Source organism: Nocardia farcinica, assembly GCF_001182745.1.
Classification (GTDB): Bacteria; Actinomycetota; Actinomycetes; order Mycobacteriales; family Mycobacteriaceae; genus Nocardia; species Nocardia farcinica.
Map to the genome: position 1 here is coordinate 1,856,278 of NZ_LN868939.1, position 15,602 is coordinate 1,871,879.

Sequence of the window (15,602 nt, forward strand, 5' to 3'; positions counted from 1 at the left end):
CCTCAGGGGTTCAGCTCTGCTGCGGTGCCTGTCCCCGGCGGAAGCGCGACTGCTCGAGCTTCGCGCGTCGAATGGTTGCGCGCTGAACCGCGCCTCATCCGCCATCACGCGCACGAGGATTCCGGCCCCCGCGGTCTCGATCTCCAACCTGCCCGAGGACCCCGCCGACGGCGCGGGGCCGGGCAGCGTGCGTGCTGCCCGGCCCCGGCGCGTCGCGATGCGGAATTAGCTGGTCGGCTCGAAGGCTTCGGCGATGATCTCCGCCTGCTCGACGGCGTGCACCTTCGACGAACCCGAGGACGGGGCCGACATGGCGCGGCGGGAGATGCGGCGCAGCTTGCCCAGGCGGTCGGGGAGCATCTCGGGCAGGTTGAGGCCGAAGAACGGCCAGGCGCCCTGGTTGGCGGGCTCCTCCTGGACCCAGGCGATGTCGGTCGCGTTCGGGTAGCCGCCCAGCGCCTCGTTGATGCGGAACTTCGGCACCGGGTAGAGCTGCTCGACACGCACGATCGCCACGTCCTCGCGCTTCTGCTTGGCCTTCTCCGCGGCCAGCTCGTAGTAGAGCTTGCCGCTGGTCAGCAGGATGCGCTTGACCTTGCTGCGGTCGCCGATGCCCTGCTCGTAGGCGGGCTCGTCGAACACCGACCGGAACTTGGACTCGGTGAAGTCCTTCAGATCCGAGACCACGGCCTTGTTGCGCAGCATCGACTTCGGGGTGAAGACGATGAGCGGACGGCGGATGCCGTCGAGCGCGTGCCGGCGCAGCAGGTGGAAGTAGTTGGCCGGGGTGGACGGCACCGCGACCGTCATCGACCCCTCCGCGCACAGCTGCAGGAAGCGTTCGATGCGACCGGAGGTGTGGTCCGGGCCCTGCCCCTCGTGGCCGTGCGGCAGCAGCAGCACGACGTCGGAGAGCTGGCCCCACTTGGCCTCACCGGAGGAGATGAACTCGTCGATGATCGACTGCGCGCCGTTGACGAAGTCGCCGAACTGCGCCTCCCACAGCACCAGCGCATCCGGGTTACCCAGCGAGTAGCCGTATTCGAAACCGACGGCGGCGAACTCGCTCAGCGCCGAGTCGTGCACGGCGAACCAGCCCGGGTTGGCGCTGCCGATGTTGTGCAGCGGGGTGTACTCCGCGGCGGTCTTGCGGTCGATGATCACCGCGTGCCGCTGGGTGAACGTGCCACGACGGGAGTCCTGGCCGGTCAGGCGCACGGCCCGGCCCTCGTCGATGAGCGTGCCGAAGGCGAGCAGCTCGGCGAAGGCCCAGTCGATCTTGCCCTCGTAGGCCATCTCGCGGCGCTTCTCCAGCACCGGCTTCACGCGCGGGTGCACGTTGAAGCCCTCGGGCACGTTGATGAACGCGTCACCGATGCGCTGCAGCACCGACTTGTCCACCGCGGTGTGCACGGTGCCGGGCACCCGCTGGTCGTCTTCGACCGATTCGCTCGGGCCCGGTGGGTATTTCTCCAGTTCGCGGACTTCGTTGAACACCCGTTCCAGCTGGCCCTGGTAGTCGCGCAGCGCGTCCTCGGCCTCCTTGAGCGAGATGTCGCCGCGGCCGATCAGGCTCTCGGTGTAGCTCTTGCGCACCGAGCGCTTGGTGTCGATGACGTCGTACATGTACGGCTGGGTCATCGACGGGTCGTCGCCCTCGTTGTGCCCGCGGCGGCGGTAGCAGATGAGGTCGATGACCACGTCCTTGCGGAACTTCTGGCGGAAGTCGACCGCCAGGCGCGCGACCCAGTCGCACGCCTCCGGGTCGTCGCCGTTGACGTGGAAGATCGGCGCGCCGATGAACTTCGCGATGTCGGTGGAGTACTCGGTGGAGCGGCTGTTCTCCGGGGCGGTGGTGAAGCCGATCTGGTTGTTCACCACGATGTGGATGGTGCCGCCGGTGCGGTATCCGCGCAGGCCGGAGAGGTTCAGCGTCTCGGCGACCACGCCCTGACCGGCGAACGCGGCGTCACCGTGCAGCATCAGCGGAACGACCGAGAAGCCCTCGGGGCCGTCGCCCTTGTCCAGCAGATCCTGCTTGGCGCGCACCAGGCCCTCGAGCACCGGGTCGACCGCCTCGAGGTGCGAGGGGTTGGCGGTCAGCGAGACCTTGATCTCGTTGTCGCCGAACATCTGCAGGTAGTTGCCCTCGGCGCCGAGGTGGTACTTCACGTCGCCCGAGCCGTGCGTGGCGGCCGGGTTCATGTTGCCCTCGAACTCGGTGAAGATCTTCGAGTAGGGCTTGCCGACGATGTTGGCCAGCACGTTGAGCCGGCCGCGGTGCGGCATGCCGATGACGACCTCGTCGAGGGCGTGCTCGGCGCACTGGTCGATGACGGCGTCCATCATCGGGATGACCGACTCGGCGCCCTCCAGCGAGAACCGCTTCTGGCCGACGTACTTGGTCTGCAGGAAGGTCTCGAACGCCTCGGCGGCGTTGAGCCGGTTCAGGATGTACTTCTGCTGTGCGACGGTCGGCTTGACGTGCTTCTGCTCGACGCGCTCCTGGATCCACTGCAGCTGCTCGGGATCGAGGATGTGCATGTACTCCACGCCGACGTGGCGGCAGTACGCGTCGCGCAGCACCGAGAGCACGTCGCGCAGCTTCATGCGCTCCTGGCCGTGGAAGCCGCCCACGTTGAACTCGCGGTCGAGGTCCCACAGGGTCAGGCCGTGCTGGGTGACGTCGAGGTCGGGGTGGCTGCGGAACTTGTCCTTGACCAGGTGCAGCGGGTCGGTGTCGGCCATCAGGTGACCGCGGTTGCGGTAGGCCGAGATCATCTCGAGCACGCGGGTGCTCTTGTCGACGCCGCGCTCCTTGATGTCCTTGCGCCAGCGCACGGGCTCGTAGGGCACCCCGAGGCCGTGGAAGATCTCGTCGTAGAACTCGTCGGAGATCAGCAGCTGGTGGATGGTGCGCAGGAAGTCGCCGGACTCCGCGCCCTGGATGATGCGGTGGTCGTAGGTCGAGGTCAGCGTCATGAGCTTGCCGACGCCGATGTCGGCGATCCGCTCGTCGCTCATGCCCTGGAATTCGGCCGGGTACTCCATCGCGCCCGCGCCGATGATGGCGCCCTGGCCGGGCATCAGCCGCGGCACCGAGTGCACGGTGCCGATGGTGCCCGGGTTGGTGAGCGAGATGGTGACGCCGGAGAAGTCCTCGGTGGTGAGCTTGCCCTCGCGCGCCCGCCGCACGATGTCCTCGTAGGCGGAGTGGAACTGGGCGAAGGTCATCTCCTCGGCGCCCTTGATGGCGGCCACGACCAGCGAGCGGCTGCCGTCCTTGCCGGGCAGGTCGATGGCCAGGCCCAGGTTGGTGTGCGCGGGGGTGACCGCGTGCGGCTTGCCGTCGATCTCGGCGAAGTGGCGGTTCATGTTCGGGAACGCCTTGACCGCCTGCACGATGGCGTAGCCGAGCAGGTGGGTGAAGGAGATCTTGCCGCCGCGGGTGCGGGCCAGGTGGTTGTTGATGACCAGGCGGTTGTCGATCATCAGCTTGGCCGGGATGGCACGCACCGAGGTGGCGGTGGGGATGCTCAGCGAGGCCGACATGTTCTTCGCGACCGCCGCGGCGGCGCCGCGCAGCACCTTCGACTCGTCGGCGGCCTCGGCGGACTTGGGTCCGCCGGAGGTCGGCGCGGCGTTGGAGGTCGGCGCGGGGGTGGTCTGCGGCGTGCGCGCGGTGCCCTTGGCGGCGGTGGCCTTCGGGGCGGCGGCCTTGCTCTCGGTGGCCTTGCTCTCGGTGGCCTTCGGGGCGGCCTGCTGCGGCTTGGCGGCGGCCTGCTGCGGCTTGGCGGCGGGCTGCTGGGGCTTGGCGGTGGACTGCGCGGGAGCGGCCTGCTGCGAGGCGGGAGCCGACGGGGCGGCCGCGGGTCGCGCGGGGGCCTGGCCGGGCGGAGAGGCGGTCGTCGGCGCGGGCGGCTGCTGCCCGTTGTCGCTGGCGTCGGTGGTGGTGTCAGGGGTGTAGTCGGCGAGGAATTCGTGCCAACTTTCGTCGACCGAAGATGGATCTTGCTTGAACTTCTGATACATCTCGTCGACCAGCCACTGGTTCTGACCGAACTGGGAAGTTGAGCTGCTCACAGCAGGTGTTCGCCTCATTTCGTTCTTCGCGCTGCGACGTTTGTGACGTGCCCGGCACGGGGATCGGCGGATGCGCGCCGATGCGCCCTCTGTCGAGGATATGCCCAGCAGCAAATCGGCGGTGTCACCACCACCCGCCGGAAACCGAACCCGTGTGTGTTCGACCCGTCCGGCATCGACCTTATTCCCTCCGCGCCGCGGTGTGTCGTCCGCCTCACCCTTACGCGGACGGCTCGCCGACCACCGTCGCGGACCCGGCCGACCACAGTCGCGCGTAGGTTCCGCCACCGGCCAGCAACTGCTCGTGGGTGCCGTGCTCGACGATGCGGCCACGCTCCACCACGGCGATGGCGTCGGCGCGGGCGGCGGTGGCCAACCGGTGCGCGACCACCACCGTGGTGCGGCCCCGCGCCACCGACGCGCTCGCCACCAGCACCGACGCCTCGGTCTCCGGATCCAGCGTGGCGGTGGCCTCGTCGAGCAGCAGCAGATCCGGGCGCACCAACTCGGCCCTGGCCAGCGCGATGAGCTGACGTTGCCCGGCCGACAGGCCGCGCCCGCGTTCGCCCACCGGCTGCCGCAGCCCCTGCGGCAGCGACTCGATCATCTCGGTCGCGCCGACCGCCGCGACCGCCGCCGCGATCTCGTCCGCGCTCGCGGACGGTTTCCCGAATGCGATGTTGCTCGCCACGTCGCCGGTGAACAGGTGAGCTTCCTGCGGCACGATGCTCAGCCGGGCGCGGTAGTCGCGCAGCCGGTAGTCGCGCAGGTCCACCCCGTCCACCGCGATACGCCCACCGCCGGGGTCGCGCGGCAGGTCGTAGAGGCGGGCCAGCAGCTTGACGATGGTGGACTTGCCCGCGCCGGTCGGGCCCACCAGGGCGAGCGTGGAACCGGGCGGGATGTCGAGCGCGACGTCGTCGAGCGCCGGGGTGTCGGTGCCCGGATAGCGGAACCGCACGTGATCGACCGCGACCTGACCGCGCAGGCCGTCGCTGATCGGGACGGCGTCGGGCGGGTCGGCGGCGATCGACGACGGGGTCCGCAGCAGGTCGCCGATGCGGCGCAAACCGACCCGGGCCTGCTGGTAGCCGTCGAAGACCTGGGAGAGCTGGGTGATCGGGCCGAACAGCAGTTCGAGGTAGAGCACGAACGCCACCAGCGTGCCCGCCGTCGTCGCGCCGGTGGCCACCTCGCGGGCGCCGACGAACACCACCGCGGCCAGCGCCAGATCCGCCCAGGCCACCACGAACGCGAAGTACAGCGCGATCGCCCGCTGCGCCCGCATCCGGGAGTTGCGGTAGCGCCGGGAGTACTCGGCGAAGCGGCGGGCCGCGACCGGCTCGTGCCGGTTGGCCTGCACGGCTCGCAGACCGGTGACGTTCTCCTGGAAGTCGGCGTTCACCGCGGACACGTGCTCGCGCGAGATCGAGTACGCGGTGGAGGAGACCCGGCGGAACAGCACCGTCGCCAGGATCAGCGGCGGCACGGCGGCCAGCACCACCAGCGCCAGCGAGAAGTCGATCACCAGCAGCGCCACCGCGATGCCGACCACCGTCAGCAGCCCGATCAGGGTGGTGGCGACACCGGTCTGCAGGAAGCTCGACAGCGCGTCGACGTCGGTGGTCATCCTGGTCATGATCCGGCCGGACAGTTCCCGCTCGTAGTAGTCGAGCCCGAGCCGTTGCAGATGCGCGTAGCTGCGCACCCGCAGGCCGTAGAGCACCCGCTCGCCGGTGCGGGCGGTGAGCACGATGGTGACCGCGCCGACCAGCAGCCCGGCGCCCACCAGCAGCGTGCCGAGGACCGCGGCGCGCACCAGGGCGCCGGAGTCACCGGTGCCCACACCGGTGTCGATGGCATAGCGCACCAGCGGCGGAAAGGCCACACCGAGCACGGCGTCGAGGGCCAGCAGCGCGACGACGGCGCCGACGAGTGCCCGCACCGGGCGCAGCAGCCGGGCCAGGCGGAAGCCGGGATCGGGGGTGCGCAGGCGCGCGTCGTCGAGGCCGGGCGCCTCGGTGGCGGGCGGGAGCTTCTCGATGGTGCGGCGCAGCTCCGGCGTCTCGGCGATGTCGGCGGCCGCGGCCCGCCCGAAGCCACCGCCCGGTTTCCCGACCGTCTTGCGCAACGGCACCGGTCCGGCCGGGTCGGGGGCGGGCAGCGCGCGCGGCGCGGCGGGCAGCCGGATCACCCGGTCGGCGTGCGCCAGCGTCGACTCGCGGTGCGCCAGGATGATCGTGGTGCGCCCGCCCCGGTCGGGCAGGGTGTCGAAGATGGCCGCCTCGGTCACCGCGTCCACCGCGGAGGTGGCGTCGTCGAGCACGAGGATGCGCGGGCGGGCCAGCAGCACCCTGGCCAGGGCGATGCGCTGGCGCTGACCGCCGGACAGGGTGAGACCGCGCTCGCCGACCACGGTGTCGTAGCCGTCGGGCAGTTCGCCGATGAACTCGTCGGCGGCGGCGAGCTCGGCGGCCTGCCTGATCTCGCTGTCGGTGGCGTCGGGTCTGCCGAGCGCGATGTTGGCAGCGATGGTGTCGGAGAACAGGAACGGGTCGTCGAAGACCACGCCGACCGCGGCGCGCAGGTCGGCGGCGCGCACGTCGGCCAGGTCCACGCGCTGGGTGCCGTCCGCGCCGACGAGCCGGATGTGGCCGGCGTCGGGTGCGTAGAAGCGCGGCAGCAGCAGCGACAGCGTGGTCTTGCCGGCCCCGGCGGGCCCGATGATCGCGACCGTCTCGCCGGGGCGCACGGTGAGGTCGAAGTCGCGCAGGATCGGCCGGTCCGGCTCGAAGCCGAAGCTCAGCCCCTCGATCTCGACGCCGAGCGGGCCCGCCGGCAACGGGACGGGTTCGGGCGGGTCGGTGAGCACCGGGGCGGTGTCGATCACCTGGTAGACGCGCTCGGCGGCGGCCCTGGTCAGCTGGGCCAGGATCACCACCGAGGACATCGCGCGCGCCGCCGAGGTCATCGTCGCGACATAGGCGGCGAAGGCGAGGAAGGTGCCGACGCCGATCGTGCCGTGCAGTGCCAGCCAACCGCCGAAGGCGATCACCGCGACCAGTCCGGCCTGCGGGACGGCCGCCACCACCGGCGCGAACCGCGAATCGATCCGGGCCGCGCGCATCCGTTCGGCGTACAGCCGGCGCGCGTGCCGTTCGAGCACGTCGACCATCCTGGCTTCCTGCCCGAAGCCCTTCACCACCCGCACGCCGGTCACCGTCTCCTCGACGTGCTGGGCCAGATCGGCGGCGCGCTGCTGCGCCGACCAGGTGGCCGCGAACAACCGCGGCCGCATCCGGTACACCACCGCCGCGATGCCGGGCACCACCAGCAGCGCCGCCACCGCCAGCGGCGGCGAGAGCCACAGCATCACCGCGGCGGCGAGCACGAATTGCAGCAGCGCCATGCCGGAGAGCGGCACCATCGCCAGCAGGCCCTGCACCAGTTGTAGGTCGGTGATCGACCGCGACACCACCTGACCGGTGCGCAGCGCGTCCTGCCCGGCGCCGTCGAGCCGTTGCAGCGCGCCGAGCACCCGCACCCGCAGGCCGTGTTGCACGTCGAGGGAGAGCCGCCCGGCCAGCAACCGGCGGCCGAAGGCGGCGACGAACCGGCCCGCGGCCAGCACCGCCAGCAGCAGCGCGACCGTGCCGATGACGCCGGTGTCGCCGACACCGGCCGCGTCCAGGGCGCGTTTGGTGAGCAGCGGCGCGCTCACCTCCACCAGCGCGCCGGCCAGGATGGCGCCGCCGATGCCCGCGAGCGTGCCGGGATGGCGCAGGCATTCGGCCCACAGCCGCCTGATCCAGCCCGCCGCACGCCGCCCGCTCACGCTCTCACCGTCCCGTTCCACACACAACCACCGCATCCGACGGTAATCATGTCCGCCGACAGGTCGGCTGTTCCCCCGGCCACACCGGGGCGAGACGGTCGGGGGTGGCGGCGGTCAGAGATCGCGTTCGCGCAGGCGCCACCAGCCCGCCGCGCCGACGGCGATGGTCCACAGCAGCAGCACCACGAGCGCGGCGGGGGTGGGCGCGAACAGTCCGCTGTCGTCGAAGGAGCCGACGAACACGGTGCCGACGGTGGCCGAGCCGGGCAGCAGCACCGCGAGGCCACCGATGCCCATGCCCTCGGCCACCAGCCACACCAGCGGCTCGAACACCAGCAGCCAGCCCAGCAGCAGCGCCACCGCACCGGTGGACTGGCGCAGCAGCACGCCGAGCCCCACCCCGATCAGCGCCCAGCACACCGCGGCGAACAACCCGGCCCCGAACACCGCGACCAGGCGCGCGCCGAACTCGAACTTCCCGCGCCCGAAACCGAAGAGGCAGGCGACGGCGACGAGTTCGGTCAGCAGCGCCACCGCCAGCGCGGCGACGCCCGCGACGAGCAGTTTCGCGGCCATCAGCCGATCCCGGTCGGCGGTGAACACCGCCGTCAGCGGTATCGAGCCGTACCGGAACTCACCGCCCGCGGTGGCCGCGCCGAACGCGCCCGCGCCCAGCACGGTGGCCAGGATCGCCAGGTAGAGGCCGAGGGTGGCGGCACCGGTGACCGGCTGGCCGCGCGGGTCGAGCGGCCCGGCCATGCCCGCGGTGACCGCGCTCGCGACGAGCCCGACAGCGGGCAGCAGCGCGGCCAGGAGCAGGCACCAGCGCAGCGTGGCGACCTTGCGGACCTCGGAGGTGACGGGCGGGATCAGGTCCGTGGGCAGCGGCGTCATCGCGGGATTCCGTAGGGCGTGGGCTGGGGCGGGGGTGGTACGAACGTGCTCGGGGCCGGGGGCCGCACCCGCGGTCTGGTGAGCGAGGCGAGCACCCGGTCCGGGTGGATCGGGTCGGCGACGATGCTGTCGATGCGGACCCCCGCGGCGCGCGCGGCGTCGCGGATCTGCGCCTCGGTGGCCTCGGCGACGGCGAGCCGCCCGTCGGGCCGGATCACCGCGTCGGTGTGGCCGCGCGCGGCCAGTGCCGTCGCCAGCGCGACCGGCACCCCGGCCGCCACAACGAGCCGGTCGGGGTTGCTGCGCCGGAGCGCGGCGGGCGTGCCCTGGTACACCGGTGAGCCCTCGCTGAGCACCACCAGCTGATCGGCCGTCGACACCACCGCCGCCAGGCTCGCGCCGGTGACCACCGCGCTGCCGCCGCGGCGGGCGTGCCTGCGCAGGAAGTCGTGCAGCCAGCCGCGCTCGGTGTGGTCGAGCCCATCGGTGGGGTCGTCGAGCAGCAGCACCCGCGGATCGGTCAGCAGCGCGGTGGCCAGCGCCAGCCGGGTCTGCCGGCCGGGGGAGAGGTCACCGGCGCGCACCCGGGCCACGTCGCTCAGCCCGACGGTCTCGAGCACGTCGGCGACCCGGTCGCGCCCGACCCCCGCCGCGGCGGCGTAGACCGCCAGATGCTCGCGCGCCGCCCGGCCCGGATGCAGTCCCCGCGGGGTGAGCACCGCGCCGACCGAGCCTGCCCCGTGCACCGTGGCCGTCCCCCCGGTCGGTTCGACGAGACCGAGCAGCACCCGCAACACCGTGGTCTTCCCGGAACCGGCCGGTCCGACCAGCGCGGTGACGGTACCCGGGGCGACGGTGAAGCTGACGTCCTCGACACCGATCCCGCTCTCGTAGCGTTTGGCCAGCGCGCGGACGGTGATCGCGGGCGGCTTCGCCGTCATCGCGGCGGACCCGGCTTCGTCGGATCGATCGCGGGCAGCGGGTCGGCCTCGATCACCCGCGGCCGGTGCGCGGGCCAGGTGGCGGGCGGCGGGCCGAAGGCCTTGCGGGCGTTGTCCACGGTGGTGCGGCCAAGGGCCCGGTTGCCGACACCGCCGATCACCGCGCCGATGCCCATCGGGATCACCTTGCCCGCCATCAGCGCCATGCGCTTGGTGAGGAACCGGACGACGAAGCGCTTCATCAGCGAGTCGTTCATGCCCGACAGGCCGGGGATCCGGTTGGCCATCAGCGTGCCCCAGTTCTGCGCCGACCGCCCGACCGAGCGCTCCACGATCTGCATGCCGCTGTCGCCGAGCACCACCGCGAGCACCAGCGCGCGGCGCTGTTCCTTGGCCTCGGGGGCGATGCCGTGCACGGCGGCCACCGCCAGCGTGTAGAGCGCGCTGGCCTCCAGGAAGAACGCGGTCTCGGCGGTGATGGTGGCCAGCGAGGCCACCGTGCCGACGCCGGGCATGGCCGCGGTCGCGCCCGCCGCGGTGCCGCTGCCGGTGACCGCGAGCAGGAACTGCCGCTCGATGCGGTCGATGATCTGGGCCGGGGACTCCTCGGGGTGCGCGCGACGGATGCGCTCGATGTACTTGTCCACCGCCGGGCCCTGCAGCTTGGCACCGTTCTCCAGCAAGCTGATCACGGTCTTCTCGAACGCGCCGTGCTTCATGACACCCCTTCGTCTCGGCCTCGGCTGAACTCGGCCTCGGCTGAACTCTATGGCACCGAACACGCGTCGGCCCAACACGGCAACGAACCGTGCCGCGGGCCGGGTTCCCGGGTCCGGCGACGACGAAACAGCCGCCTCAGGCGGGCGCAGGCAGCGCCGGGACGCGCTCGTCCGGCTTGGGCGGGGGCGGCGGTGTGCCGTCGCCGAAGGGCCTGCCGCCCAACGCTTCCCGGCCGTGCGGGGTGAGCCAGCCGGACAGATCCGGGCCCTTGGGCACCACCCTGGTCGGGTTGATGTCGGCATGCACCACGTAGTAGTGCGTCTTGATCTGATCGAAGTCGATCGTGTCGCCGAAGCCGGGGGTCTGGAACAGGTCGCGCGCGTAGGCCCACAGCACCGGCATCTCGCTCAGCTTCTGCCGGTTGCACTTGAAGTGGCCGTGGTACACCGGGTCGAACCGGACCAGGGTGGTGAACAGCCGCACGTCGGCCTCGGTGATGGTGTCACCCACCAGGTAGCGCTGGTCCGCCAGCCGCTCCGACAGCCAGTCCAGCCGGGCGAAGAGCCGGTCGTAGGCTCGCTCGTAGGCGTCCTGCGCCCCGGCGAAGCCGCAGCGGTACACGCCGTTGTTCACGTCGCGGAAGATGACGTCGGCGACCTCGTCGATCTCCGCGCGCAGCCGCTCCGGATAGAGGTCGGGGGCGCCGGGTCGGTGGTAGGCCGTCCACTCGGTCGAGAAGTCCAGGGTGATCTGCGCGTAGTCGTTGGTGACCACCTGGCCGGTCGGCACGTCCACGACGGCGGGCACGGTGATGCCGCGCGGGTAGTCGGGGAAGCGGGCCAGGTAGGCATCGCGCAGCCGGGGGATGCCGAGCACCGGGTCCACGCCGCCGGGGTCGAGATCGAAGGTCCAGCTGTACTTGTCGTGGGTGGGGCCGCACAGGCCGAGGGAGAGCACGTCCTCGAGCCCGAGCAGCCTGCGCACGATCAGCGTCCGGTTGGCCCACGGGCACGCCCGCGCGGCGACCAGCCGGTATCGGCCGGGCTCGACCGGATAACCGTCACGTCCGTCGGCGGTGATGCGGGTGGTGATGTAGTTGGTGTCGCGCTTGAACTCGCCCGGCTCGACATAGGAGCCGTTCTGGTTTCCCGGCGAGCTCTGTGCTTCCGAAGAGCCCGGTGCTTCCGCAGAGCCCGGTGCCGCCGACGAGCTTCGTGTTTCCGCCTCGCTCACTCTCCCAGTGTCGCAGACGCACCGCTTAGGCTGCTGCAATGAGCGAGAACAAGGCGACCCGATTGGACCGTGAGACCACCGAGGCCGGTGCCGAGGTCGCGATCCTGACCCTGGCCAACCCGCCGCTGAACCTGTTCGACCAGGCCATGTTCGACGGCCTGGTCGCCGACATCGCGGCGCTGACCGCCGCGCCGCCGCGGGCGGTGCTGTTGCGCGCGGAGGGCAAGGTCGTCTCTGGTGGTGTCGACGTGCACGTGTTCGACGGGCTGAGCACCGAGCAGGGCGCCGCGCTGTGGCAGCGGCTGTTCGACGAGATCATCCACCCCATCGAGGCGCTGCCGTGCCCGGTGTTGTTCGCCGCGCACGGGCTCACCCTCACCGCCGCGTTCGAGATCGCGCTGGCCTGCGACATCATTCTGGCCGCGCCCAAGGCCAAGTTCGGTCTGGTGGAGACCGTGGTCGGGCTGACCCCCTCGATGGGCGGGCCGCAGCGGTTGGCCGAGCGGGCGGGCTCGGGCCGCGCGCGCGAGTTCGTGATGACCGCCGACCTCTACGACGCCGCCACGATGGCCGACTGGGGCGTGGTCAACTACGTGCACGACGATCTGGATTCGGCCGCGCGGGCGCTGGCGCACAAGCTGGCCGACGGCCCGACGCGCGCGCACGCGGCGACCAAGCAGATCATCGAGGCGTGGCGCTCCGGCGGCGTCGCGCACGCCGACGCGGTGACCCCGAAGGTCTCCGGCGTGCTGTTCGACACCGAGGACCTGCGCGGCGGCGTGCGCAGCTTCCTGGAGAACGGGCCGGGCAAGGCGACCTACACCGGCCGCTGACGGGGACCCGCCGGAGGGACACAGTCCGACAACAACACCGCGCGATTGTGATCCGCGTCATATAGTGCAGGGGCCTGCTGGCTCTAGGCACGCGGAGGACGAATGTCGCAGCAGTTGGTCGTCGAATATCCCCTCACCCGTGCGCGCCTGTGCGACAACCCGCTGGCGCGCGGCGCCGACGGCGTGCTCCGGTACGGCAACCTCACCCCGGCGCTCACCGAGCTGCTCGACCTGCAGGTGCATGCCTTCGCCGCCCGGGAAGCGGTGGTGGAGCCGGGCGGGCCCCGGCTCACCTATCGCGAGATGTGGCATTCGGCCTCGCGGATCGCCGGTGGCCTGCAGGAGCACGGCATCGGCTACGGCGACCGGGTCGCGATCCGGATGCCCGCCGGGGTGCGGTGGGTGCAGGCGTTCCTGGGCGCGCTGCTCAGCGGCGCGGTGCCGGTGCTGGTGCCCGACGGGCTCGCGCCGGGTATCGCCGAGCGCGTGATCGCCGACAGCGCGGTCGATTTCGTGCTCGGCACCGGGACCCGCCTGCCCGACGGCGCGGCGTTCATCGACGACGGCGCCGCACTGGGCGATCTCGCGGTGCTCTGCTACACCGGCGAGACCCCCGAGCCCAAGGGGGTCGAACTCACCAACGAGAACCTGCTGTCGGCGGTGCGTTCGGTGGTCGCCGCGCTGGATCTGCCCACCGACGGTGTGCGCAATCTGGTGCTGTTGCCGCTGTCGGAGGCCGGTGGATGCGTCGACCAGTTGCTGCCGACGTTCGCCGTCGGCGGCACGGTGGTGCTCGCGCCGGACCGGGCCGGGCTCGCCCGGGCGCTCGTCGCCGAGCGGGTCGACATGGTCTCGGCCACGCCGGAGATCTTCGCGGGTTTGTTGCCCACTCTCACCGAACTGCGCGCCGACGGGGTGCGCACCGACGGTGTCCTGCGGGTCAGCAGTGCCGGTCAGCGCGCCGAACGCCGCCGCGCGCCGCGCCCGGAGCTGCCGGCCGCGCTGCGTGAGCTGTTCCCCGCCGCCCGGCACTGGTCGGTGTGGGGCGCCACCGAGACCAGCGGTATCGGTCTCGCCCTCGACGTCACCGACGCCGACCGCACCGCCACCGCCGTGGACACCGCCGACACCGACACCGCCACCGCGACCGTGCTCGGATTCCCGTTCGGTGGAACGGAACTGGCGCTGTGCGGGCCGCGTGCCGACACCGGCTACGGGGAACTGCTGTGCCGCGGCCCGAATGTCAGCCGCCGGTACTGGAACGACCCGGAATCGACCGCCGACCGGTTCACCGGCGGCTGGTTCCACACCGGCGACCAGGTCCGCATCGCCCCCGACGGGCTGGTGTACCGGGCCACCGCGTAGGCGCTACTCGAGCATCCGTTCGCGCAGCCGTTCCCGCAGCCGCGCGTCCAGGCCAGCGGCGGCGAGGAAGCTGTCGTGGTCGCCGTGCAGTTCGCGCACCGATTCGGTGCCGATGCGCAGGTACTCCTCCCGGACGCCCAGCAGGTCGGGCGAGGGCTCGGCACCCGGCCCCATCGTGGCGGTGAGCATGGCGCGCAGCGCGGGCACCGCCTCGTTGCTGCGCAGGTAGTCGGCGAGCACGTCCTCCTCGCTGACGCCCACCGCGCGCAGCAGCGTCGCCACCGCCCAGCCGGTGCGGTCCTTGCCCGCGGCGCAGTGCACGAGCACCGCGCCGTCGCCGCGCACGATCGACTCGGCGAGTTCGACGATGGCCGCGTTGGCCTCGGGCAGGGCGGGGAAGGCCCGGTAGACCTCGAGCATGTGGGTGAACGCGTCGGTGTCGCCGGAGTCGTGCGGCGGCGCCTCGCCCATGCGCGAGTCGAACGGGGTCACCCGCAGGCGCACGTCGGCGGGCAGGTTGTCGTGGCCGATGTGGTCGATCTCGCGCAGTCCGCGCAGGTCGTGCACATCGGTGACGCGCAGCTCGCGCAGGGTCGCGTGGCCGCGGTCGTCCAGGCCGCTGAGCTGAGCCGAGCGCAGCAGGACGCCGGGGCGGACCTTGGCGCCGTCGACCGTGCGCAGGCCGCCGGTGTCGCGGAAGTTGAACGTGCCGGAGAGGTGGAACTGGTCGGCCGGAGGCGGGGAAGTCACCGGTTCAGGCTAACGGGCGCGGGGTGCGCGCGGCGGGCCGTCGCGGTGCGCTCGATCGACCGATTTGCCCGGCTCGGATGTGCGATCCGCCACAGCCGGGTGATTTGCCGAAAGGTGTCCGTAAGGTGGATCAAGGCGTGGATCTCGGTTCGAGAGGGTCCGAAGTCGCCGCCGCCAACGGGGATTTTGCGGGGCCGTCGCAACGTCGCGGTGGAGTCCCGGTCGGGTAACAAAACAATCTTGCAGTCCGAAAGTTAGTCGCTTACCCGTTCTCAAATCCTGGAAACCCTCTACCATTGATGAACGTTGGACCGGGCAGCCTGGGGATTCCCGGACAGTCCGCCAAGTTCAGCGAGTCGCGCCGACGCAGGTGCGCGAGTTCTTTCGCCGAGGGAGAGTCGTCGTTGAGCGCACGTGGAGAAACTGTAGAGGGTCGGTTGCGGCCGACCATCTGCGAGGCGGTCGAAAAGGCGGCCGCGTCGCTCGATCACACCGGAGTGCGGGCACTGCGGGTGCTGCTTCACGCGGGCGTCTCGGCCTATTGGCCGCAGATCAAGCAGGCCCCGTACCAGCAGATCCGGGCCTACGAGTCGACGGTGAAGACGATCCGCGAGCGCTGGGAGGTCAGCTCCGAGTGCGTGCCCGACCCGGTCGCGGCCACCACCTTCCATCGCATGGATGCCGAGATCGTCACCTTCCTCGAGCTGTGCGCGGACCTGTCCGGCACCCAGTGGCTCGAGCCGGTCGACGCGATCGCCGCCTATTGCGTGTCCATGTTGCAGGGCACGATGCTGCGCTGGCTGGCCTGCTGTGACGACGAGACCACCCTGGTGGTGCTCGACGATCTGGTGAGCGGCCTGACCTCGCGCGCCGTCGAAATCTGAGCGCCGTTCAGGTCCGCCTGAGCCCGCGCGCCCGATCGCGCGCGCCAGCGATGCTGGACGTTTG

Annotated in this window: 10 protein-coding genes; 3 read left to right on the forward strand and 7 right to left on the reverse strand. The window is 71.5% G+C overall.

Annotated elements, in window-relative coordinates; translation table 11 throughout:
- Window positions 1–225: 225 nt before the first annotated feature.
- The 6 genes from AMO33_RS25400 to AMO33_RS25425 form a co-directional block, all read right to left on the reverse strand.
- The gene (locus AMO33_RS25400; RefSeq protein ID WP_167547541.1) at window positions 226–4,101 is read right to left on the reverse strand and encodes a multifunctional oxoglutarate decarboxylase/oxoglutarate dehydrogenase thiamine pyrophosphate-binding subunit/dihydrolipoyllysine-residue succinyltransferase subunit; all 3,876 of its coding nucleotides are present in this window, start codon (window positions 4,099–4,101) and stop codon (window positions 226–228) included.
- A gap of 202 nt (window positions 4,102–4,303) precedes the next feature.
- Window positions 4,304–7,954 carry an ABC transporter ATP-binding protein gene (locus AMO33_RS25405; RefSeq protein ID WP_060594534.1) on the reverse strand — a complete coding sequence of 1,217 codons (3,651 nt, stop codon included), beginning with the start codon at window positions 7,952–7,954 and terminating at the stop codon, window positions 4,304–4,306.
- Between the two features lie 78 nt (window positions 7,955–8,032).
- On the reverse strand, window positions 8,033–8,812 hold the full coding sequence (locus AMO33_RS25410) for an ABC transporter permease subunit (protein WP_060594535.1): 780 nt from the start codon (window positions 8,810–8,812) through the stop codon (window positions 8,033–8,035).
- Window positions 8,809–9,753 (reverse strand): ATP-binding cassette domain-containing protein, encoded by a 945-nt coding sequence (locus tag AMO33_RS25415; RefSeq protein WP_060594536.1) that lies wholly within the window; start codon window positions 9,751–9,753, stop codon window positions 8,809–8,811. The genes AMO33_RS25410 and AMO33_RS25415 overlap by 4 nt, the downstream gene beginning before the upstream one ends.
- Window positions 9,750–10,472 (reverse strand): hypothetical protein, encoded by a 723-nt coding sequence (locus AMO33_RS25420; RefSeq protein WP_011211226.1) that lies wholly within the window; start codon window positions 10,470–10,472, stop codon window positions 9,750–9,752. The genes AMO33_RS25415 and AMO33_RS25420 overlap by 4 nt, the downstream gene beginning before the upstream one ends.
- 136 nt (window positions 10,473–10,608) lie before the next feature.
- Entirely contained in the window at window positions 10,609–11,565 is a 957-nt protein-coding gene (locus AMO33_RS25425; RefSeq protein ID WP_229435084.1) for a glutathione S-transferase family protein, read from the reverse strand.
- Between the two features lie 179 nt (window positions 11,566–11,744).
- Here AMO33_RS25425 and AMO33_RS25430 point away from each other — a divergent pair, with 179 nt between their 5' ends.
- Window positions 11,745–12,539: an enoyl-CoA hydratase/isomerase family protein gene (locus AMO33_RS25430; protein WP_060594538.1), complete on the forward strand. Its 795-nt coding sequence runs from the start codon at window positions 11,745–11,747 to the stop codon at window positions 12,537–12,539.
- A 102-nt stretch (window positions 12,540–12,641) separates the two neighbouring features.
- Window positions 12,642–13,904: a class I adenylate-forming enzyme family protein gene (locus AMO33_RS25435; protein WP_060594539.1), complete on the forward strand. Its 1,263-nt coding sequence runs from the start codon at window positions 12,642–12,644 to the stop codon at window positions 13,902–13,904.
- Window positions 13,905–13,907: 3 nt separating this feature from the next.
- On the opposite strand, the gene AMO33_RS25440 is transcribed toward AMO33_RS25435, so the two are convergent.
- Window positions 13,908–14,654, reverse strand: coding sequence for a tyrosine-protein phosphatase (locus AMO33_RS25440; protein WP_011211222.1), 747 nt, complete (start codon window positions 14,652–14,654; stop codon window positions 13,908–13,910).
- A 404-nt stretch (window positions 14,655–15,058) separates the two neighbouring features.
- Here AMO33_RS25440 and AMO33_RS25445 point away from each other — a divergent pair, with 404 nt between their 5' ends.
- Window positions 15,059–15,538 carry a hypothetical protein gene (locus AMO33_RS25445; protein WP_041560387.1) on the forward strand — a complete coding sequence of 160 codons (480 nt, stop codon included), beginning with the start codon at window positions 15,059–15,061 and terminating at the stop codon, window positions 15,536–15,538.
- Window positions 15,539–15,602: the final 64 nt, after the last annotated feature.